Origin of the sequence: Granulicella sp. S156 (genome assembly GCF_009766105.1) — a bacterium.
Classification (GTDB): Bacteria; Acidobacteriota; Terriglobia; order Terriglobales; family Acidobacteriaceae; genus Granulicella.
Genome location: NZ_LMUH01000025.1, coordinates 54,531 through 76,159, shown reverse-complemented (window position 1 = coordinate 76,159; position 21,629 = coordinate 54,531). Strand labels below are relative to the sequence as shown.

15 protein-coding genes and 1 tRNA gene are annotated in these 21,629 nt (G+C 57.9%); 11 read left to right on the top strand and 5 right to left on the bottom strand.

Annotation, left to right across the window (positions count from 1 at the left end; all coding sequences use genetic code 11):
• The first annotated feature begins 177 nt into the window (after positions 1–177).
• Together hldE and GSQ91_RS19160 are read left to right on the top strand one after the other, a co-directional pair.
• Entirely contained in the window at positions 178–1,641 is a 1,464-nt protein-coding gene (hldE, locus tag GSQ91_RS19165; protein WP_371417129.1) for a bifunctional D-glycero-beta-D-manno-heptose-7-phosphate kinase/D-glycero-beta-D-manno-heptose 1-phosphate adenylyltransferase HldE, read from the top strand.
• Between the two features lie 32 nt (positions 1,642–1,673).
• Positions 1,674–2,888 carry an acetyl-CoA carboxylase biotin carboxylase subunit family protein gene (locus GSQ91_RS19160; protein WP_158823373.1) on the top strand — a complete coding sequence of 405 codons (1,215 nt, stop codon included), beginning with the start codon at positions 1,674–1,676 and terminating at the stop codon, positions 2,886–2,888.
• Positions 2,889–2,916: 28 nt separating this feature from the next.
• On the opposite strand, the gene GSQ91_RS19155 is transcribed toward GSQ91_RS19160, so the two are convergent.
• A tRNA-Lys gene (locus GSQ91_RS19155) sits at positions 2,917–2,992 on the bottom strand.
• A 281-nt stretch (positions 2,993–3,273) separates the two neighbouring features.
• Between GSQ91_RS19155 and GSQ91_RS19150 the strand changes: the two genes are divergently transcribed.
• Complete coding sequence (locus tag GSQ91_RS19150) at positions 3,274–5,253, top strand: DUF3857 domain-containing protein (RefSeq protein ID WP_158823372.1); 1,980 nt, start codon at positions 3,274–3,276, stop codon at positions 5,251–5,253.
• Positions 5,254–5,299: 46 nt separating this feature from the next.
• Positions 5,300–7,414, top strand: coding sequence for a transglutaminase domain-containing protein (locus tag GSQ91_RS19145; RefSeq protein ID WP_158823371.1), 2,115 nt, complete (start codon positions 5,300–5,302; stop codon positions 7,412–7,414).
• Here the strand turns inward: GSQ91_RS19145 and GSQ91_RS19140 are convergent.
• The gene (locus GSQ91_RS19140) at positions 7,401–8,978 is read right to left on the bottom strand and encodes a hypothetical protein (protein ID WP_158823370.1); all 1,578 of its coding nucleotides are present in this window, start codon (positions 8,976–8,978) and stop codon (positions 7,401–7,403) included. The genes GSQ91_RS19145 and GSQ91_RS19140 overlap by 14 nt on opposite strands.
• 214 nt (positions 8,979–9,192) lie before the next feature.
• On the opposite strand from GSQ91_RS19140, the gene GSQ91_RS19135 reads away from it, so the two are divergent.
• Genes GSQ91_RS19135 through GSQ91_RS19125 form a run of 3 tightly spaced genes read left to right on the top strand, consistent with a single transcriptional unit; the run spans position 9,193 to position 13,545 of the window.
• The gene (locus GSQ91_RS19135; RefSeq protein WP_158823369.1) at positions 9,193–10,200 is read left to right on the top strand and encodes a lysylphosphatidylglycerol synthase transmembrane domain-containing protein; all 1,008 of its coding nucleotides are present in this window, start codon (positions 9,193–9,195) and stop codon (positions 10,198–10,200) included.
• 55 nt (positions 10,201–10,255) lie between these two features.
• Positions 10,256–12,241, top strand: coding sequence for an arginine--tRNA ligase (locus GSQ91_RS19130; RefSeq protein ID WP_158823368.1), 1,986 nt, complete (start codon positions 10,256–10,258; stop codon positions 12,239–12,241).
• Between the two features lie 41 nt (positions 12,242–12,282).
• Positions 12,283–13,545 (top strand): ComEC/Rec2 family competence protein, encoded by a 1,263-nt coding sequence (locus GSQ91_RS19125; RefSeq protein WP_158823367.1) that lies wholly within the window; start codon positions 12,283–12,285, stop codon positions 13,543–13,545.
• Between the two features lie 177 nt (positions 13,546–13,722).
• Here GSQ91_RS19125 and GSQ91_RS19120 read toward each other — a convergent pair whose 3' ends face one another.
• Complete coding sequence (locus GSQ91_RS19120) at positions 13,723–14,652, bottom strand: diacylglycerol kinase family protein (RefSeq protein ID WP_158823366.1); 930 nt, start codon at positions 14,650–14,652, stop codon at positions 13,723–13,725.
• 138 nt (positions 14,653–14,790) lie between these two features.
• Positions 14,791–16,323, bottom strand: coding sequence for a leucyl aminopeptidase (locus tag GSQ91_RS19115; RefSeq protein ID WP_158823365.1), 1,533 nt, complete (start codon positions 16,321–16,323; stop codon positions 14,791–14,793).
• Positions 16,324–16,410: 87 nt separating this feature from the next.
• On the opposite strand from GSQ91_RS19115, the gene GSQ91_RS19110 reads away from it, so the two are divergent.
• Positions 16,411–17,349 (top strand): EamA family transporter, encoded by a 939-nt coding sequence (locus tag GSQ91_RS19110; protein WP_158823364.1) that lies wholly within the window; start codon positions 16,411–16,413, stop codon positions 17,347–17,349.
• Here the strand turns inward: GSQ91_RS19110 and smpB are convergent.
• Entirely contained in the window at positions 17,346–17,885 is a 540-nt protein-coding gene (gene smpB, locus GSQ91_RS19105) for an SsrA-binding protein SmpB (protein WP_158823363.1), read from the bottom strand. The two genes, GSQ91_RS19110 and smpB, sit on opposite strands and share 4 nt — an antisense overlap.
• 309 nt (positions 17,886–18,194) lie before the next feature.
• Between smpB and GSQ91_RS19100 the strand changes: the two genes are divergently transcribed.
• From GSQ91_RS19100 to GSQ91_RS19090, 3 genes are read left to right on the top strand one after another with little or no spacing between them, the layout of a single operon-like run.
• Positions 18,195–20,819, top strand: a complete 2,625-nt coding sequence (locus GSQ91_RS19100) for a cohesin domain-containing protein (protein WP_254064796.1) — start codon at positions 18,195–18,197, stop codon at positions 20,817–20,819.
• 52 nt (positions 20,820–20,871) lie between these two features.
• Positions 20,872–21,354, top strand: coding sequence for a type II secretion system protein (locus GSQ91_RS19095; RefSeq protein ID WP_254064711.1), 483 nt, complete (start codon positions 20,872–20,874; stop codon positions 21,352–21,354).
• Positions 21,355–21,365: 11 nt separating this feature from the next.
• Positions 21,366–21,629 (top strand): hypothetical protein, encoded by a 264-nt coding sequence (locus GSQ91_RS19090; RefSeq protein WP_158823362.1) that lies wholly within the window; start codon positions 21,366–21,368, stop codon positions 21,627–21,629.

Below are 21,629 nucleotides of genomic sequence, written 5' to 3'. Positions count from 1 at the left end.
GCTCCACTGGGTGGAGTGCGGCGGCTGCCTTTTGGAGACGTGCGTCGTGCAGGGCAAGAAATGCATCTTGTCTATTGGGGGCGAAGAAGCTTGGCAGGCCACTCAGGAGCATCTGAGAAAGGCTCAGGTGCACGCTATCCGGAAGCTGCCCCTACTTGAGGAGAAGAGAAGTTGATAATGCAGGAGATACATGAGGTTCTGGCGCTGCTGGAGGGTGGTTTCAGCAACCTGAAGGTGTTGGTGGTGGGCGATTTGATGCTTGATCGCTATATTCTCGGTGAGGTCGATCGCATCTCGCCGGAGGCGCCAGTGCCCGTATTGCGGCACGCGCAGCGCTATGAGCGGCCGGGTGGGGCGGCTAACGTCGCAATGAACCTTGCGGGATTGGGCTGTCAGGCGCTTCTGGCCGGTTTCTGGGGCAGCGATACGGAGCAGCGAGAGCTATCTGCGGCTCTTGATGCTGCGAAGATCGATACGGCGGGGGTCGTCTCGACGGCATTGCCGACGATCTCTAAGACACGCATTCTTGGGCGTATGCAACAGCTTCTGCGGCTGGATATCGAGAGCCGCGATAGCCCTGCCGCCATCGACCGGCAACGCCTGCAGGAGCGTGTAGAACAGCTTATTCCGAAGGTACACGCTGTGGTGCTTTCGGACTATGCAAAGGGCGCGCTTTCGGCGGAGTTGTGTGAGGTTGTAATCCGTACCGCAAGGCAGACAGGCATTCCCGTGCTGGCCGACCCCAAGTCGCCCGACTTCAGCAAGTACTCCGGCGCGACAACAGTGTGTCCGAACCTGAATGAACTCGCGGCGGCGACGGGCGTTTCGATGCACGAGCTGGAGGCGTTGCTGGCTGCGGGCGAGGCGCAGCGTCTCGAACACGACCTGAAGTTTCTGACGGTCACGATGAGCGAGAAGGGGATCCGCGTTCTTTCAGATGCGGGGATGTATCACTCGCCGGCACGAGCGCGTGAGGTGTACGACGTCTCCGGTGCGGGCGATACCGTAATTGCGACATTGGCTGCTTGCTTGGCTGCGGGGCTGAAAAATGAGACAGCGGTGGAGTTGGCGAACCTCGCGGCTGGCATTGTGGTAGCGAAGGTGGGCACGGTTCCCATTGCGCGCCACGAGTTGGTCGCTGCGCTGACACCTTCGAGTGGCATTTCGGGCGCGGAGAAGATTCTCGATGGCGACCGATTAACCCAGCGTATCAAGGAGTGGCGTGCGGCCGGCGAGAGCATCGTTTTTACCAACGGTTGCTTTGATCTGCTGCATGTCGGTCACATTACCCTGCTTGAAGACTGTCGGCGTTTCGGCTCGAAGCTGGTATTGGGGTTGAACTCGGACGACTCGATCCGGCGGCTCAAGGGGCCTTCGCGGCCGATTGTGGGCGATCGCGAACGATCGCGGGTGATGGCAGCCCTGGCGGCAGTGGATGCCGTCGTGTTGTTTGAAGAAGATACCCCTCTGGAATTAATTCGCACGGTGAAACCTGATGTTCTTGTAAAGGGCGGAGACTATATTGCGGAGAATGTCGTGGGATATGAGGATGTAATGGCCCACGGCGGGCGAGTCGAGATCGTGCCCACGGTCGAAGGTTTTTCGACAACGAACATTGTGCGGAAGCTGCAGGGCAGTTAACAGGAAACAGCAAAGACGGCGGAGGGTGGGCTATGGCGGTGGGCACAGAGCGAAAGCCGGCGATATTTTGCATCAGCACCTACGAAAAAGGGCAGGCGTTTCTGCGCGAGGCTGCTGCGCTTGGTTGCGACGTTACGCTGCTGACAACCGAGAAGCATGCACACGGGGACTGGCCTAAAGACGCGCTTACGGCATTTCACACCATGCCCGTAGGCCTGACGCCGGAACAGGTGCTCAACACCGTCACCTACTATGCCCGCGAGCACCACATCGACCGTATCGTCGCGCTGGATGAGTTCGATCTTGAGACGGCGGCGCTATTGCGCGAGCATCTGCGGTTACCAGGGATGGGGCAGACCGCAACGCGGTTCTTTCGCGACAAGCTGGCGATGAGGACGGCAGCCAGGGCTGCCGGGGTTCCGGTTCCAGACTTCTCACCCGTTGTGAACTACGAAGACGTCCGCCATTTTCTGCAAAATACTCAGGGACCCTGGCTTCTGAAGCCGAGGTCGAGCGCATCGGCCATTGGGATCAAACGGGTGGAGCAGCCGGAGAATATCTGGCCGCTGCTCGAACAGATGGGCGATGCAGCCAGCGAACATGTGCTGGAGTGCTTCGTTCCTGGCGAGATCTTTCATGTCGAAGGCGTTACCTGGGGCAGGGAGGTATTGTTTGCCGCAGCACACAAGTACGGCAAGCCGCCCATGCAGACCATGCACCAGGGCGGCGTCTTTACGACGCGAACGCTCGACCGTGCGAGCGGCGACGCGGTATCGCTACGTGCGATCCATGCGGCTACCCTGTCCGCGCTGGGTATGAGCCACGGCGTTACGCACAGCGAATTCATCAAAGCCCACTCGAATGGTTGTTTTTATTTTCTGGAGACGGCGGCAAGGGTAGGCGGCGCATTCATCGCCGAGGTGGTGGAGTACGCGAGCGGGCTGAATCCGTGGGCGGAGTGGGCGCGGATCGAGGTTGCCGCGCTACGTGGAGAGCGTTACCGGCTTCCTGCGCTGCGCAAGGACTATGCCGGCAGCGTCATCTGCCTGGCGCGTCAGGAGCAGCCTGATCTCTCGGCCTATGCCGATCCGGAGATCGTCTACCGGCTGCCCAAGCACCATCATGCGGGGCTGATCGTGAGCTCGGAATCGGCCCAGCGGGTGGAGTCGCTGCTGGAAGGCTATGGGCCACGGTTTCTTGAAGATTTTTACGCGCGGATGGATGTGCCGGACAAGCCGACCTCGTAGCGCATTGCTGATTTTTAATAGGGGAAAGTGGTGAGCGGGCTGGGGCTCGAACCCAGGACCAACGCCTTAAAAGGGCGATGCTCTACCAACTGAGCTACCCGCTCGCTCTTTCTTTAAAGTAGCACAAACGGCGGGTGTTTTTCTCTCTGCCATCCTGTGGGGAATCAGCTTCTTGTCTGTAGTGGCGGCGGTGGGTCGGCCTTTTTGCAGTGCTTATTTTCGTCCGTATGTACGACTACGCTTGTTCCCAAAATCTTGCCTCTTGATTCCGGCGTTCGACAAACGTATAAATCAGGCACGCATTCGTTATGAAATTTAGGCAGGCTGCGACCTGCGTTAGGCATGCTGATGCCTTCATGCGGCGCGTTTGAACGGAGATTCACCAATGCAGTTGCTGGCCTATGCACGTTCGGTACGATTCTGGGTGGCCGGCTTTTTTCTTTCGATTGCGGTTGTACCGCTCCACGCGGCGACCGGTGTTCCCGATTGGGTGCGGACTGCAGCTCACCAGACGCTGCCGAATTTTCCCGAAACAACCAAAGCCGTTGTGCTCCTGGACGAGACGACCTATACCATCGCGCCAAATGGAACTGCCATCGAGCATGTGCGGCACGTGGTGAAGATTCTGCGGCCGCAGGGGCGAGAGTATGGCTATCCGTCGGTATGGTTCGACAAGGATTCCAAAGTGTTGTCCATGCATGTGTGGAGCATCGACCCAGCGGGGCATGAGTATGCGCTGAAAGACAACGAGATCCAGGAGTTTAGTCCTCCGGGAGACGGAGAACTCTACTCTGACGATAAGGCCAAGGTTGCCGACCCTCCTGGGCGCGACCCTGGTGGCATCGTCGCCTTCGAGTATGAGGAGCGCGAGCGGCCCTATCTGGCGGAGACGAACTGGTTCTTCCAGGAGGATATTCCGCGGCTGACACAGAGCTTCACGCTGGTGCTGCCGCCTGGCTACACCTATACGACGACGTGGGCGCATCATCCACAGACTGTCGGTATCGATCTTGAGAATCATCGCTATCGCTGGGACATGAACAACGAACCGGCCATCGATCTGGAGCATGTACCGATGCGTCCGGCCTCCAGATCGTTGGAGGCGCGTATGACTATCCATTACGCGGGGCCTGGAATGGCTGTACCGCAAGACGGCACCTGGCAGGGGATTGGCGAGTGGTACTACGGACTGTCGCACGATCGTCTTACAACTACACCGGAAATCGCCGCCAAGACCGCTGAGTTGACGCAGGGCAAGACTGATTTCTACGACAAAGCCGAAGTGATCGGTGAGTTTGTCCAGCAGAAGATTCGCTACTTTGTCATTGAGATGGGAGTTGGCGGGTATCAGCCGCACGCGGCTGGCGACATCTTTCGCGGGCGCTATGGAGATTGCAAGGACAAGGCTGCGCTGTTGTCGGCGATGCTTTCGAGTGCCGGCATTCACAGTGCGATGCTGATGGTGGATACGGACCGCGGCGTCGTCGATCCCGATGATCCTTCGATCGTCGGTGACCACATGATCGGTGCGATTGAAATCCCGCAGGGTTATGAATCGCCAAAGCTGCACAGTGTGGTGACCGCGAAGACGGGCAAGCGCTATCTGATCTTCGATCCTACCTGGGACAAGACACCCTTCGGTCAACTTGAGAACAACCTGCAAGGAAGCTACGGCGTGCTGATAGAGGGCACGAATAGTCAGGTGCTTCAACTGCCTGTGCTCGACCCGAAGCTCAATACCATTCGGCGTTCAGCGAGTTTTCAACTCGACGCCGATGGGACTCTCAAGGGGACAGTGACGGAGAAGCGGTTTGGCGACCTTGCGGAATACGAGCGCTACCTCTTTACGCATGAAGATGCAAAGAAGCAACAGGAGTACATGGATCGGGTGGTGGCGGAGGATTTCACGGCGCCCTCGCTGACTGGACTGAAAGGGGAGAACGCCGACATGCTCAACAAAGACATGACGACCAGTTATGTGATCTCCGCAAGCCACTTTGCATCAGCGAGCGGTCCGCTGTTGATGGTACGACCGCGTGTGCTCGGCACGCTGGCGATTCCTGTCGATCACGAGAAGCGCAAGGTCGATATCGACCTGCGCCAGACGATGCAGGCTAACGACGACTTCGATATCGAATTGCCGCCCGGCTATACCGTGGATGAACTTCCCGATCCAGTCAAGGTGGACTTTGGTTTCGCCAGCTATGAAAGTTCAACCGAGTTTCATGGGCAAACTCTGCATTACAGGCGTATCTATACCCAACGCGAGATTTCGCTGCCGGTGGAGAAGTATCCCGAGCTGCGGAAGCTTGCGGGCATTATTGGAGCCGACGAGCAGAGCCTTGTTGTGTTGAAGCGCAAATAAGCAATTGAAGTACTAGAGGCGAAAGAAAGAAGGTTCGAGGAACAATATGATGCAGCGGTCCTCCATTATCCGTTGGCAAAAGGCCATACATGCTTTTTCTCTGCTGGCTGTTGTACTTTCGTCCTGCGTGCGGGCCCATGCCGGCGATCTTTTTGTGAAGCCCACGGCGGAGGAACTGGCGATGACCGCGCTCCCTGGCTATCCGGGTGCTGCGGCAGTCGTGCTGTATCGCGAGGAGATTACAAAGGACGATATGCATGTGGTGCAGCACTACGACCGCATCAAGATTTTGACGGAAGAAGGCAAGAAGTACGCGAATGTCGAGTTGCGGTTTTCCAGCGCGCGTGGACTGGAAATGGAGGCGAGTGACGACACGATGGTCGGCGATATCGTAGGACGCACGATCCATGCCGACGGCAAGGTCATTCCGTTTACGGGCAAGCCCTATCTGAAGGTGGTGGAAAAAGAGCATGATGTCAACTTCCAGGGGGTCGATCTTCAGAAGCTCAGTTTTGCCGAGGTCAAGGTTCAGGAAAAGGTCTTTACCCTGCCTGACGTAGAGGTTGGGAGCATCATTGAGTACCGCTATTCGACACGTTATGGTGACCATTCCTTCGAGGCGCCAGACTGGTACATTCAGGGTGACCTTTATCTGAAGGCCGCGCACTATACCTGGTATCCGACGACGGAGGAGTTGACCAGTGGCGAGACAGGAGCGCCGATCAACAGTATTACCTGGTTTCCAATTCTTCCTGCGGACGCCAAAATCGTTAGCCATACAACTCCAGGTACCGGTCACCTGGGAAGAGATCAGCAGGTGTACGACCTTGTCGTGAAGGATGTTCCTCCTATGCCCAAGGAAGAGTACATGCCTCCGATTGCAAGCTTCAGTTATCGCGTGTTGTATAACTTCAGCGAGTATCGGTCTGTTCAGGACTACTGGAATTCAGCAGGCAAACACTGGTCAAAAGCCGCAAACAACTTCTCCAGCGTCAGCTCGGAACTGACGAGCGCAACGCAGGGAATCATTGCCGGTGCAAATACCCAGGATGAGAAACTGCGGAAGATTTATGCAGCCGTAATGGCTCTGGAGAATACCGACTTTACTCGTGAGCATGGGAAGCTCGAGGACAAGGCTTCGGGTGAAGGGCCCGTCAACAAGGTCGCCGACGTACTGACTCATAAGCGCGGCAGCTCGACGCAGTTGACGGAATTGTTTGTTGCCATGGCACGGGTCGCCGGGATGAAAGCCTATCTGATGCTGGTCCCCGACAGGTCAGAGAGACTGTTCACTCCGATGTGGATGAACATGCAGCAGTTCGACGACGTGATTGCGATCGTGAACGTTGATGGCAAAGAGCAGTTCTTCGATCCTGGATCGCGGTACTGCCGCTATGGGCACGTTGCGTGGCAACATACCGATGTTCAGGGAATTCGTCAGACCGACGCTGGCACCGGTTTTGCGCTGACGCTTGTTGACTCTTACGCAGACAACAAGACGATACGCATAGCAAACCTCTACATGAACGACAAGGGCGAGATTACTGGGAAGATCGACCTCACGTTTTCCGGTGCACCGGCTTTGAGTTGGAGACAGACTTCTCTGCGTGGGGATGAGGAGAGCCTGAAGCATGCCCTGCGTACGCACCTGGAAAATATGTTGCCCAAGTCGTTGGAGGTGAAGGTTTCGGAGATCAAGGGTCTCGACGACTACGAGAAGCCGCTCATCGTGTCCTATGAGGTGAAGGGAACACTTGGGACCGCGACGGGCAAGCGGTTGCTGATGCCAGCGGACCTGTTCCTTGCCGGTTCGACTGCGACGTTCCCGCACGAGAAGCGTGAGCTTGCAGTGTACTTTCACTATCCACAGGCCGTGCAGGATGCGCTACGCGTGAATTTTCCCGAGCAGTTCGTAACGGAAGCGGTTCCCACAGAGGCCAAGTTGGGAATCCCGCAGTTGGCTGTGTACTCAATGTCAGTGGTAGCGGCTCCTAAGAACTTTACGACGCGGAGAAGCTACATGTTTGGCGGTACCCTTGTGCTTCCGAAGGACTACGCCGAACTTCGGACTTTCTACTCGCAGTTTGAAAGTAAGGACCAGGAGAGCGTGGTTCTGAAAGTGGTGCCTGCGAGCGCTACAACTGTCCCTACGGCGAACTGAGCTGGCAGACTTTGACCGTCCCATTGTCGTAGGGACAGGGATGAGCGGTAGGGGCGTTGGAATGCAGCACCATCCATGTCGTACCGAAGCCCCGTAGATTCGCGTCGCGAACGGTGTCGGTCTGATTGCTGAGATCTTTCTGGGCGGCGGCTCCCTGTTGCCATAGCGGCGCCAGTGGCGGAGTGATCGAGGCTTCGCCGCCATCCTTGGAGTAGTCCGGAATGGCGCTACGCAATGCGATGGCACGAAAGGTCTGCGCGTCTTCGCCATCGGTGTTGACGTAGCGAGCGTCGAGCGCAAAGAGCGCATCTTGTGGCGTGTTCTGTTTCGCCCACAGGAAGGCCTGGACCCAGGGATTGGGGTTCTGCGCAGCGCGCCACGGTAGCTCCAGATGGAACGACGAGGGGAAGCTCTGCCGCTGGACGAAGCCCATTACCGCAGCCATGGCGATGATAAAGATCGCTGGGACAGACCTCAGAACCCACGGCAGCGTGCGTACCCGCTTACTAGCTTCGCTGCCCAGCTGCCATAGCGTTGCGCCGAGCAGCATGGCCATTACGGCATAGAGCAGGATATAGACACGCAGCAATTGCAACTTCGCCAGCACATGCACCGAAGCGCTCTCGTGAGCGAAGAGTAAAACGTCGAGTGTGGCAATGGCTCCCAGCACGAAGCAAGACTGGCAGAGCACGCGAGCCGATTCGCTCAGCGCAGCGTAACGCCAGTGAAAGATTGCTGCCAGCACGGCCAGCGGCCCAGCGAGGCCGAGCAATTCAAACCAGTGCCATTGCGAGAGAAACCAGTAGTAGCGTGTGATGATCGCTGCCAATAATGCAGGAGACTCCGGCGGCGCGAGCGCCTGCAGAATGGCGGCGACAAGAACAGCAGAGGCCGCCAGAATCGTCCAGGCAAGGATGCGTTTGCGCAGTCTCGATACGCGAAGGACGATGACAAACGCCAGGGCATAGGCCGCCATCAGGGGGTGCAGCCATACAGCAATCGCAAGACAAAGCGCACAACCTTGAAGTGAGCGGGAGCGAATCAGGGGGCGTGGCCAAGCGTCCAGGGCGAAGGCTACTGCCAGCAATGATAGCGGTGTGGATAGGCTCCGCGCTGTGACGTAGGGGTCCATCAACATAAGCGAAGTGCCGGCAATAGGCATCGTCCACCACGCACCCAGCAGCGCGATGCCGGCGACCTGGGCGGGTTCACTGGCAATGCAACGGCGCAGAACCTGGCGTGCGGCGAAGAGCGTCAGCCACACGCTTAGAAGATCGATGACGAAGAGCACCCACGCGAGCGAAAGATGCGTGAGCCGCACCATGGTCGCAACCATCGGAGCAAAGAGAGAAAAGCGCAGGTGTTCGCGGACGAAGTCGGTGTAATGCGGGAACAGTGAGTGATCGAGCGTGTACTCCACCCCGGCGACGTAAAGGCCGCCGTCCTCGGCCAGTGGGTGATATCCCTGAACGAACACGGTAAGCAGTGTCAATCCGACGAGTAATGCAGCCCATGTGCGTCTGCTCCAGATTTTCGATGTACGTCCTGAGTTTGCTTCGGTCAATCGGTCCTCGTGCGATGTTTGTGCCTTGGTTAGGGTATCCGAGCCGGGGCAGTAGCATGAACAGGAAATAGAACGAATCGAAAGGTTTCATCCTCTTGCTCCTGCGATTGTCCTGCCAGAATGAGGCGGACGATACAATGGAAGAAGTGTCTATGAACCATTTCATTCCACGTTTAGATAGGGTCGCAGGGTTGCGGGTCGATGGAGCGCGCCTGTGACGCGCGAGCGCCGGCTGAGTTTGCTGAAGACACTGCCGGGTTTTTTGATCAGCGCCTTTTTCCTGTGGTTCACCTTCAAAGGATTCAAGCTGGCTGACTTCAAGAATGTCCGTCTTGAGGCCCCAATCTGGATTGCGGGAGTTGTCGTCTTCAGCGTGGCTGGGTACACCGTCCGCTGCTATCGGTGGTGGCGTATGCTGCGCAGCGTTGGCGCGCGCTTTTCGGCATGCGCAAGGGTCTTCATGACATCGCTAGCGGCAAATAACATTCTGCCGCTGCGCATCGGCGACGTGATGCGAATCTTCACCTACTCCGGGGATCTGAATGCGACGCCTTCGATCATCCTGAGCACGGTGATCCTCGAAAAGCTGCTCGATATCTTCACGCTCGCGATCCTGTTTGTCGTAACGATCCACTTCAGTAAGGACGTCTCTCAGCATCTACTGGTGGGAGCCGAGGTCGGAATCGCAGTTTCGACGGTGGGGCTTCTGGTGCTGGTGTTTGGTGCCCGTGTGCTGGAACAGCCGGTCAAGCGTCTATTCGCGCGAACGAAGAATGAAAAGCTGGCTAAGCTCGAACACTGGCTGCTGCTGGCTCTGGACTGCATTCGTCAGATCGGCGTACTGGGCACCCTGGGGCTGGTAGGGTACAGTTTCGTCGCGTGGTTTTTTGAGGGGCTGCTATATGTTTCAGCCGCCCATCTGGTTGGGCTTCAGACGGATTGGGCAGGGCCGTGGCAGGCTGTTGCGCAGGCCAATCTTTCGTTTCTGATCCCCAGTTCGCCCGGCGGGATCGGGCCGTTCGAGTGGGCCTGCAAAGATGCGCTGATTCGGCACGGAGCGACGGTGTCCTCAGGCGGTATCTTTGGTTTGCTGATTCACGCGTGGCTATTGGTGAGTATTACTGCGGTTGGGGGAGGCATGTTCCTGATTCATCGCTTCCAGAGCAGCCGCCGCAAGCCATTGCTGGTGGAGATTGAAACGCTTCCGACGGCGCTCCCCTAAAACAGTAAAGAATGAACAGAACTAGGAAACAGAATTTCACGCGAGAGTTGACCGCATGTATCGCACACTGCAACAAGCTATTCAAGTACGTATTCAATCGCTGCTCGCCGAAAAGTACGGTATCGAGCTGACCAACCTTGCTGTGGAGCTGCCACCGAAGATCGAGTTCGGTGAGATGGCGCTGCCGGTTGCGTTTGAACTGGCGAAGCGGCTGAAGAAGGCTCCGCGCGCGATCGCGCAGGAGCTGCAATCGGCGCTTGCTGAGATTCCAGGCGTCGCCTCGGTGGAGATTGCGGGCGCGGGCTATCTAAACCTGAAGCTCGATCGTGCTGCGACGGCACAACGCATTGCGGCCGACGAACATGCCAGTGTCGGTGGCGCGGGATTTCGGCTGGTCGAACATACGAGTATCAACCCCAATAAGGCAGCCCATGTAGGGCATCTGCGCAACGCGATTCTGGGTGACAGCTTCGCGCGGATGCTCAAGCCGGATGAATTCAAGCCGGGCTATGAAACCGGTGTGCAGAACTACATCGACAACACCGGCGTGCAGGTTGCGGATATTGTCGTCGCTGTGACTGCGGTAAAGGGCATGACGCTCGACGATGTTCGTGGGTGGCTGACCGAACTGCTGGAGACCAATACACGGCTCGACTACGCGTGCTGGGATCTGTATGCCGCCGTATCGCAGTGGTATGACGGCGATCCCGTGCAGGCGGCTGCACGGAAGCAACTTCGCCTCGATACGCTGCACAAGATCGAAGCCGGTGGAAACGATACGGCCGAGATCGCGGAGTTGATCTCAACCGGAGTATTGCGGAGGCATCTGCAGACGATGGAGAGGCTTGGGATCGAATATGACTTCCTACCGCGTGAGAGTGAGATTCTGCACCTGCACTTCTGGGAGACGGCTCGACAGTTGATGGTAGAGAAGGGCGTGCTCTATCTCGAGACCGAGGGCAAGAACAAGGGTTGCTGGGTCATGCGCAGGGCTGGGGTTGAGGCTACGCTGGATGGCCCCGACGAGGACGCAAAGATCATTATTCGCTCCAACGGAACCGTGACCTACGTAGGCAAAGACATCGCCTACCATCTGTGGAAGTTCGGGTTGTTGGGCAAGGACTTCGGTTACGCAAAATTTCACGAGTATCCGACGCACACCTGCTGGATCTCGACGATGCACGGCGAGGAACCTCACCCGAGCTTCGGCCACGCGAATGCGATCTACAACGTCATCGACTCACGGCAGGACGATCCTCAGGCGCAGGTGAAAGAGGCTCTGCGCGGAATGGGATACGAGGCCGAAGCTGACCGCTATACGCATCTGAACTACGCGATGGTCGCGCTCACCCCACGCTGTGCCACCGAACTCGGCTATGTGCTGAGCGAAGAAGACAAGGCGCGAGCTTTTATTGAGGTGAGCGGACGCAAGGGCTTCGGCGTGAAAGCCGACGACCTGATCGACCGCATGATCGTCGCGGCAAGGACTGAAGTTGATGCTCGGCATCCGGAGTTGGATGAGGCTGAGCGTGCAGAGATTGCTACTGCGATCGGCGTGGGTGCACTGCGGTTCTTCACGTTGCGATTTACGCGCAACACCGTTATCGCTTTCGATTTTCAAGATGCCTTGAGCTTTGATGGTGAGACCGGTCCGTATGCCCAGTATGCTGCGGTACGTGCGGCAAACATCTTCCGCAAAGCGGGAGTAACCGCGGAGACGGCATTGTCTGCGGTGGCATCTCTCGATCTCACCTCCATGCTTGCTGGCGAGGAAGGGACGAGTGTGTGGGAGGTGTGGCTCACGGCGTCTCGCTTATCGCTGGTGCTGGAGCAGGCCATTGCCGCAGCCGAACCTGCCATGCTGGCCAGGTATGCGTTCCAGCTCGCGCAGCAGTTCAACAACTTCTATCACCGTCACCATATCCTGACGGAGACGGATGAGGCTCGAAAGACGCTGCTGCTGGCTACGGCTGCGGTGGCACGCAGGGAACTGGTACGCGTACTCGGATGGTTGGGGATTACTGTGCCGTCTGCCATGTAGTGGGCCTGTACGAAACCGTAGCCAGGAAGCGGGAGGGCATCATGCCAGAAGAAATCAGCAGGCGCCACTTTCTGTGGGGATCCGCAGCGAGTTTCGCTCTTATCGCTTCTCCTCAGATGCAGGCCCTTGGGGCCTCGATTGCGGGAGGGCCCATGGAGCCCTGGCAGCGTGGCTTTCTGGATATTCATCACATCTCTACCGGGCGCGGAAATTCGATGCTGGCGATCTGTCCCGATGGAACCTCCATCATGGTGGATGCTGGTGCTACGAAGGGTCCGACAGATGCTCTGGGGCCAGCGCGCCCGAATGATTCGCGCCGTCCTGGCGAGTGGATTAGGCGATATGCCCTCCGTCATCTGCGAACAACACCGAAGAGGGAACTGGACTACTTTGTCCTTACGCATCTTCATGGCGATCACATGGGAGAAGTGACAGCAGATTCGCCCGTCTCTTCTGCAGGGGACTATCGACTGACAGGCGTTGCGGATGTAGCTGAATTGATCCCCATTCGGCGAATTATCGACCGTGGATATCCCAGTTACGATTACCCTGCGCCGGCAACCTATGACGCAACCCTGAACTACATTCGCTTTGTGCGCTCTGCCGCAAAGCACGGAACCAAAGTGGAACAGCTGAAGGTCGGTTCCACCAGCCAGATCGTGTTGCAGCATGAGTCTACGGAATATGCCTCGTTTGCTATCCGGAACCTCGCGGCCAACGGTGATGTTTGGACGGGGCAGGGCGAAGGCGTAAAGCACACGTTTCCGCCCTTGAGCACGTTGAAGCCTCAGCAATATCCTCCTGAAAACGCGTGCTCCATTGCGCTGCGGTTCGGCTATGGAGACTTTCGTTATTACATTGGTGGAGACTTGACCTGTGACACCCTGTTCGGCACGGAACCCTGGCTGGATGTAGAAAGTGCCGTAGCGAAGGTGGCTGGCCCGGTCAATGTCTCAGCACTTGACCACCATGGTTACTACGACGCGACGGGGCCGGAGTTTGTCCGGGACATGCGGTCTCGCATCTACATCATTCAGACGTGGCATGCCTCGCATCCAGCCCTACAGGTTCTAGACCGGTTGTATAGCCCCATTCTTTACTCGGGAGATCGCGACGTTTTGGCCACAGGCCTGGTCCATGCTGCGAGCCTGGCCGATGCGAGGCTTTCCGACAGGATGCTGAGTCAGCAGGGGCACATCGTTGTGCGGGTGTCACCCGGCGGCAAGCAGTATGAAGTGATCGTGCTGGACGATGCCGTGGAAGAAGGAAACATTAAAGCTCGCTTTGGGCCGTACAGCTCATAGAGCAATTGGCGCAATAGTTACAACGGATAGGCTAGGTGTAGCTATAGTCGAGTGCTTTTAACGCAGAGGGCGCAGAGGTTTCGCGGAGGCCGCCACGAATGCCATCGCGACCCCCGCGAAACCTCCGCGTCCTCTGTGTTAAAGATTGTCTCCTTGGTTGGCGACACAGTGAACCTTTCAGCGAGGCATCAGTAGCCGAAGCGCATTCGGGATCAAGCGTACGGTCATGGGAGTATGCCCGAGCCACTCGCCGTCCGCCTGCACCTGTACAGGATTAGCGTTGCCGGAGCCGCAGGTAAAGCTTTCGACCTCCAGGGTGCGGACGTGCGGGTTCCAGCGGTGAAGACGGCTCCAGCTCAGTGCGAACCATGCGGGTAGCGACACGTTCGCGGGCGGGGCAGCAAGCGTGAGACGCAGGTGCGGGTGTTCGAGGGAGGCTCCGCGAACCAGCGGGCTGAAGAGGCCTCCCAGGTCTCCGACGCGAACGGCCATGGCGCTTACAGCTTCGAGTTGCGTGGGTTCGGTACAGTCTTGCTGGGCGACCTGAACAGGGAACGGGCCGAAGCGTGTGCGGCTGAAAAGACGTGCGGCTCGCAGATAGTAGCTGAGGCGTCCGAGTCGCTGTTTGCCCACTGTGAGCATCTTGTAGACGAGTGCTCCGTCCGGCCCGGCCCCGGCCATCACAATGAAGTAGCGCGAGCGTTCGCCCTGCGGCGTCTGATAAGTGATCTGTCCGACAGGGATGGTCTGCGGTTCGCGGTTGAGCTGCTGTAGCGCAGCTCGCACTGGATCGAGCGAAAGTTGAAGATGCCTGGCAAGGGCATTGGCCGTGCCCAAGGGGATCACCCCAAGAGCTGTCCGGGTTTGCCAGATCATGCCTTGCAGGGCTTCGTGAACGGTGCCATCACCACCGCAGGCGAATACGATTTCAGCGCCATCAACGCAGGCTTCCGCTACCGGTCGGCCTGCGGTTCCGGGAGCTTCGGTAGGTAGGATGTGGACGTCGATGTTCTGGGCACGGAGAGCTGCCGCAATGCTCTCTATGTAATAGGTTCGGTGGCCGCGGCGACCTGAAGTCGGGTTGTAGAGTAGGACCGCTCGGCGCATGGGTGTAGTGTATGCGGACGCAACAGAACCCAGGCAGTTTTCGGCAGCCTGGGTTCTGTTGAGCGAATAGGGTTAGCGGTTTCGTTCAGTGATCAGTTTTGAGTTCGTCAGTTGTGAGTCAGGTGATGACAGGGCGCTTCAGCTCGCGTAGCTGCGGACCCACTCGGTGATGCTGCGGACGGCGACGCCGCTGGGGCCTTTCGACTGCCACGGTTTTATCTCCTCGATCCAGGCGGTGCCAGCGATGTCGAGGTGAATCCAGGGGGTCTCGCCGACGAACTCCTTCAGGAACATCGCAGCAGTAGTGGCTCCTCCGTAGCGCGAGCCGCCGGTGTTCATGATGTCAGCGATCTGGCTCTTGATCTGTTCGCGATAGTCGTCGGTGCAGGGCATGCGCCAGAACTTCTCCCCCGAAACGGGCAACGTATTCGTGAACTGCTCGACCGTGGCGTCGTCGTTAGAGAAGAGGCCGGCATTCAGCAGGCCGAGCGCAACCCCGATAGCTCCGGTGAGCGTGGCGGCATTGATGAGCCGCGTTGCGCCTAGCTGCTGTGCATAGTGCAGGCCGTCGGCAAGAACGAGGCGGCCTTCGGCGTCGGTGTTGAGTATCTCGATTGTCTTGCCCGACATCGCGGTGATAACGTCGCCGGGTTTAAAGGCCTTGCCGTCGGGCATGTTCTCACACGAACAGACGACGGAGATCACGCGAACATTGGGCTTGAGCTGCGCGATAGCGCGCATCGCGCCGATCATGGCGGCGGCGCCGGCCATGTCGTACTTCATCTTGTCCATGTTTTCAGCGGGCTTGATGGAAATGCCGCCGGTATCGAAGGTAATGCCTTTGCCGACCAGGCCAATCACAGGAGCATCCGCCGCAGGGGGTGTAGTTGGCTCGTAGCGCATGACGATCAGCGCGGGTGGCTCAACCGAGCCCTGCGTGACAGCGGCGAAGGCGCCCATCTTGAGCTCGAGGATTTTGTCGATGGAATGAACCTCGCACTGCAGCCCGAACTCCGAGCACATGGCAGCGGTGCGCTTGCCGAGTTCGGTAGGAGTGAGCACGTTGCCCGGCTCGTTTACCAGCGTGCGTGCGAAGTTCTGTGACTCGCCAAGAATGATGCCCTCGTCGAGCCCGGTCTGCATCTCGGCTTGAGCTTTACTGTCGGCCGCAGTGTGCAGGATTGAAGCGGTATTGATGCTCAGGTCTTTGCGATCGCTGCGGTAGATATCGATGTCGAAGTCGGCGACCAAGACACCTTCAGCGATGGCTCGCGTGGTCAGGCCGTTGGGCAGCTCTTCTGGAGATGCTTTGTCTTCCGGGAAAACGATAGAGAGATCGCGAAGGTTGCGCGGTTTGGCAAAGCGGACGGCGACGCCAGCGCCCTTCCGAATTTCGTGAATGGAGAGTGACTTTGCCTTACCCAGGCCGACGATGAGCAACCGCTCTGCCTTTGCATTGGCAGGAGCGTGCAGCAGGAGAGTTTCGCCGAGCGTGGCTTTGAACTCACCTGACGCCAGCCACGTTGCGGCGGCTTTCACGAGAGTGCCAGAGGTTGTGAGCAGCGCGGGCGAGGGAGCCTCGTCCTTGCCGGAGGCGGTATCTACGGCGAAGACTGTGAGGAGAGGTGAGACGAAGGAGGCAGGATCCTGGAAGAGCAGCTTAGTGGTCATCACGTCTATGGTATCGCGTGGATGTGGATGAAGGCGGCGAGCTAACCTCTCAAGCCCAGGCTGGAGAAATTGGTAGAGTGAAGGTCAATGGAAGCCCAAACTCATCGCCAAACAGGGAAGACCCTGCTGGCTTTCGCGATTATCTATCTCGTATGGGGATCGACGTTTCTTGCGATTCGAGTGGGCGTGCGTGAAGTTCCGCCTTTAATGTTGGCGGCCATGCGGTTCCTGGCAGCAGGCCTTGTCCTTTATGGATGGATGGTTGCGCGAGGGGAGCGGTCTCCTACCCGGAGGCAATGGCTATCAGCTTTGTTGCTCGCGGTGCTGATCTTCTTGTTGGACTATGGGTTGCTGTTCTGGGCCGAGCGGCGTGTGCCTTCGGGGCTGGCCGCAGTGATGATGGCCACGATTCCGGTGTTTACGGCACTGGCTGAGATCTTATTCCTCCGAACACAAAAGCTCACCGTTCGCCTTGCTCTGGCGCTGTTGATGGGCGTAGGAGGAGTCGCGGTGCTGACGAGCAATTCAGTACGCCTCGGCGGAGCACCCATCGACAGGCTGGGGGCCATGGCACTGATTGTCGGGGCTATAAGCTGGTCGGCGGCTTCAATACTGTCACGCAAGCTGCCTTTGCCTGAGTCGAAGGGGATGAGTTCTGGGGCGCAGATGCTTGTTGGGGGAGTCTTGCTGGCGCTGGCAGCAGCAGCGCGAGGAGAGTTTCGTGGCTTTCAGCCTGCGGCGGTCTCACAGGGGGCGTGGCTGGCGTTGGTGTATCTGATTGTCGCGGGGTCGATTGTCGGGTTTACGGCTTATGTTTGGCTGATTCATCGGGAATCGCCTACAAAGGTTGGAACCTATGCCTACGTGAATCCTTTGGTCGCCGTGGTGCTTGGGTACTTTTGGGGTAGAGAAGCGCTAGGGGTGCGGACGATCCTCGGGACGCTTTTTATCCTGGTCAGTGTCTTGATGGTGATCACGATGAAGCGAGCGAAGCCGTCAGTACTTGTACTCGAAGTGAAAGATTAGCGGCGCTGCGACCGCGCGATGGCGGCTTTGGCTTCCTTATCGCCTTCGCGGGCACGCTCGGTGGCGCGCTTGTCCCAGTCCTGTTTGCCTTTGGCCAGGGCCAGTTCGCACTTTACGCGCCCGTTCTTGAAGTAGAGTTTTACCGGGATGAGCGTATAGCCTTTTTGCTTGGTCGCGGCTTCGAGCCTTTCGATCTCTCGCTTGTGCAGTAGAAGCTTCCGGGTGCGGAGCGAGTCGTGGTTCATGTTATTGCCGTGTGAAAACGGGCCAATATGGGCGTTCAGGAGGAAACACTCGCCGTCTTTCAGCAGGCCATAGGCGTCCTTGAGGTTCGCCTTGCCCTCGCGGATGGACTTGACCTCGGTACCCCGCAGGGCCACTCCCGCCTCGACCCGATCAGAAAGGAAGTAATTGAAGCTGGCTGAGCGGTTGAAGGCAGCGTCGCGTTGGCCGGCAGCGACCGGATCGCGGTCCTGAGGCTTGACTGCAATTTTTTGCACGGCTGAAACAGTCGGATTGGATAGCGAACGTGGCATTGATACGTCCAAGACTTCATACAGGCTGCTGAACCAGTAAGAAGGCAAGCCCTGTCGAGCCTTGGAAATTCGATGCTAGCAGATACGAGGGCAAAGAGTTTTCGTTGTAAAGCTGTGAAGGTCCACTTGGTCAGGCTATAAATGTCCAAGCACGCGCGTTTCGTGTCAAACTTTGTGCCGCAACCTGCGTCGAAGATCATACAGGCTGTTGCATCCGAACCCCGTCCGGTTACTGCGAGGAGGCCTTGAAGCCACCCGCGGATGGCCGCCCTGGCGCAGCAATCTTTAGCGGAGAACCCAGTGACACGAATGGTATTATCGAACCAGCCCGACCAACCGCTCCAGACCGCACGGAAGCTTGCCGCGAAGCCTGTTTTCAGCGCTTCTCAGCTCTTACCGCAGCAGGCTCTGGGGCTCAGTGTCTGTGGCCACCTGGAGCGGGTTTCACGCATGCAGTTACACAGGATCGGTCGGCGCATCGCAAGCTGCTACTCCCAGCGTTTTGCGGGCTCTCGTTATAGCAAGAACCTTGTTCGCGCCAGCGTTATGCTGGTGCTCGTCTGCGGGTTTGCAGGCCTTTTCTCCGCCCCGGCGCATGCCCAGTCGGCAGCCTCATGGGATAAGCGCGGCTCGAATGCCGAGGCGCGCGAGGACTATGACGCCGCGTTCGAAGCCTATCGGCAGGCGCGTCTGAAAAAGCCTAAAGACCTCAAGTATAAGGAGCACTATGAGAACATGCGCTTTCAGGCGGCGAATGCGCATGTTGACCGTGGCCGGGTATTGAAACAGTCCGGCGACGTTGGCGGCGCCGCCACCGAGTTTGCGCGGGCTCTGCAGATCGACCCAGGCAGCCAGATAGCAGCGCAGGAACTGCAGATGATTGAGAAGCCCTCGGGGCCTGGAGGCTCCAGCATAGGTCCCCAGGGACAGGTAATCCCCCCGGTGGGCGATGAGCAAACCGCTCATCAGAAGCAGACGCAGCGTGATATTGCTTCGCTGGGTGCACCGGTCGAGCTGGAACCTGTTGATGATGAGCCCATTACTCTGAGCATGGTGGAAGATACCAAGGCCATCTATCAAGCCATTGGCAAGGCCGCAGGGCTGAATGTGATCTTCGACCCCGATTACACCTCCAAGCGTATTCCTGTGAACCTCAACAGCGTGTCGCTGTATGACGCGCTGCGCATCGTTGGAACGCTCTCGGGAACGTTTTGGAAGCCTGTTACCACGAACACGATCTTTGTCGCCACGAACAACCGCACCAAGCGAACCGATCTCGACGATCTTGCCGTCCAGACCTTCTATCTGACGAACGTTTCGCAGCAGAATGACGCCAACGAAATCCTGGTTGCACTGCGCAACCTGCTTGACCCAAGCCTTAAGATTTATCTGGTTGCCAGCCAGAACGCATTGATCCTGCGTGCAACACCCTCAGAACTCATCCTCGCGGAGAAGCTCATCAACGATCTCGATCGCACAAAGGCCGAGGTGGTGGTGGACGTGGCCATCCTCGAAGTGAGCCGGAATTTTGAGCGGACACTGGGCATTACCTTGCCCCAAAGCTTCGGACTGACACCGCAGTACAGCAATGCAAACGTTACGACCTCGACGGGTACCTCTACCACTACATCGACATCAAGCACGACAACAACCTCAGGCCTTACGCTGAACACGCTCGGGAATCTGAATGCGACGAACTTTGCCGTTACGCTCGGTGGCGGAACGGTGAACGCTTTGCTAACGGATTCGGATACCCGCATCCTGAATAATCCTCGCATTCGCGCGACCGACGGCCAGCACTCAACGCTGAAGATCGGTTCGAAGATTCCGGTGGCCACCGGTTCCTACTCCGCGGGCGCTGCGATTACTACCGCTTCCCTCGGTGTGCAGACGCAGTTCACCTACCTGGACGTCGGTGTGAACATCGACATTACGCCTACGGTGCACTACGACCATGAGGTCTCGCTGAAGCTGAAGGTCGAAGTCTCCTCTCAGACCAGTACAGTGACCATCTCCGGTGTCGCCGAGCCCATTATCTCGCAACGCGTCGCGGAGCAGGTGATCCAACTAAAGGATGGCGAGCCCGCGCTGATGTCGGGGTTGCTGCAGAATCAAGATGGGATGGGCATAAGCGGAACGCCGGGACTCAGCAACATTCCATTCCTTAAGTATTTTTTCTCCAGCCGGGACAAAACCATAGCGACAGATGACCTGGTTTTTCTGATCATTCCGCATATCGTTCGCGAGTCGATTGTGACCGAGGACAATACGCGCGCCATCTATACCGGGTCGGGCCAGTCGATTGATCTCATCCGGCGCGATCCAGCCAAGGTAGAAGCGGGTCTGGCAGCCCAGGCTGCGGGGCAGAATGGTCCCACTGGATCACCGCCAAATCAGACCTCGGCGGCCATGGCAGCTAAGGCGATGGTTGGTCAGCTAGCCTCACAGGCCCGGGGACCTATGCCCCCATCGTCGAATCAGGGTGGGGCTGCTGCTGCCGCTTCAGCCAGTCTTTCGTCCGCGCCGGTGAATATCTCGGTCGTCCCTCCGGCGGGAATTCAGACCGTTGGTTCGACCTTTACGGTCAATGTGACTGCAGCCAATGCGCATGATCTCTTTAGCGTGCCGTTGCAGATGCAGTTCGATCCGCATGTGCTGGCGCTGGTGAATGTCGATGCGGGCGATTTGCTCGGACGTGACAACCAGCCTGTCGCTCTTGTACACCGCGATGAGGGTAATGGTGCAGTGACGATCTCGGCTTCGCGTCCTCCGAATACGGGGGGCGTCAATGGGCAGGGGACGATATGCACGCTCACCTTCAAGGCGTTGGCAGGCGGCGACTCAACGCTGGGACTGGTGAGGATCGGCGCGAAGGACAGTAAGCAGAACAGCATTCCGACGGTAGGAACGCAGGCTGTCGTGCATGTGAAGTAAGGCTGGAAACAGCGAACAGGGAACGCGTTCGCGTGCTGGAGAGGAGCGAGCGATGATGGACACTATCAGATTGAAACGGCGGTCGCTTCGCTCCGGTGAGGCGGGACTGACGCTGATGGAACTCATCATCGTCGTAACCATGCTGGCGATCCTTGCCTCTGCGGCAGTTCCTGTCGCAAAGTTCCAGGTCAAGCGCACCAAGGAACGCGAACTGCGGCGCGATCTTTGGGAGATGCGTGATGCGATCGACAAGTATAAGGACGTGGCGGACAAAGGCCTGATTCAGACCAAAGCCGACTCGATCAACTATCCGCCCGATCTGCAGACCCTGGTGGATGGCGTGGACGTACAGACGAAGAAGATGCGCTTTCTGCGGAAGATTCCGACAGATCCCATGACTGGCAATACCGACTGGGGATTGCGATCGAATCAGGACGATGCCGACTCCGACAGCTTTGGCGGACAGAATGTCTTCGATGTCCACAGTAAGAGCACGGGAACCGCTCTGGATGGGACGAAGTACAGCACATGGTGAGGAGGAATCAGATGATCTCTGCAAGACACTCAATCCGTGTTCGAAAGGCAATCGTTGTGATGGCGATGACCGGCCTTCTGGGAGTAGCAGCTTCAAGCCAACTGCGATCTGTTAATAAGGCCAGGGAAGCCGTTCTGAGAGAAGATCTTCATACGGTGCGAACGGCCATTAATAGCTACACCAGGGACAGGGGACAGGCCCCTCAATCCTTGGAGGAACTGGTATTGACCGGTTATCTCAAGACCGTTCCGGGCGCTCCGCCGGACAAGCATTAA